The 563-nt window shown below is 49.4% G+C and carries 2 rRNA genes; both read left to right on the top strand.

The window, feature by feature from the left end:
- A 16S ribosomal RNA gene (locus AC0LWF_RS27815) occupies positions 1 to 99 on the top strand; the annotation flags it as partial.
- 116 nt (positions 100 to 215) lie between these two features.
- A 5S ribosomal RNA gene (gene rrf / locus AC0LWF_RS27810) occupies positions 216 to 332 on the top strand.
- Positions 333 to 563: the final 231 nt, after the last annotated feature.

Below are 563 nucleotides of genomic sequence, written 5' to 3'. Positions count from 1 at the left end.
AACCCGCAAGGGAGCCAGCCGCCGAAGGTGGGGTAGATGATTGGGGTGAAGTCGTAACAAGGTAGCCGTATCGGAAGGTGCGGCTGGATCACCTCCTTTCTAAGGAAATACCTGATCACGATGATGATCAGATAGCATCGTAAGATGCACAACCGGCAGGTTCGCTCATGTTCAGTTTTGAAGGAATAAATCCTTCTACAATCAAATAACATCCGTTTGGTAATAATGGCGAAGGGGAACCACGCGTACCCATCTCGAACACGACCGTTAAGCCCTTCAGCGCCGATGGTACTTGGACCGCAGGGTCCTGGAAGAGTAGGACGTTGCCAAGCGGGTGCGATAAGCACCAGAAACATCTTTGCACCTTGAAAACTGGATATGAAATTTGCGAAATATCTCTTAGCTGAGATTAACTAGAAATACAAGCGAAGGTTTTGCTAGCCACGACTTTGATGCTGAGCGAAAGCTCCGGCATCTCGAATGAGAACGACTTTGGTCGAAGACCACGGGAGAGATCATCGAGATGGCGGTACTGTAGCGAAGTACATCACGGGAGTGACTCA

The sequence above is a fragment of the Paenibacillus sp. sgz302114 genome, from assembly GCF_056120345.1.
The sequence above is the reverse complement of the archived record's forward strand: the minus strand, read 5'-3'. Positions and strand labels throughout refer to the sequence as shown.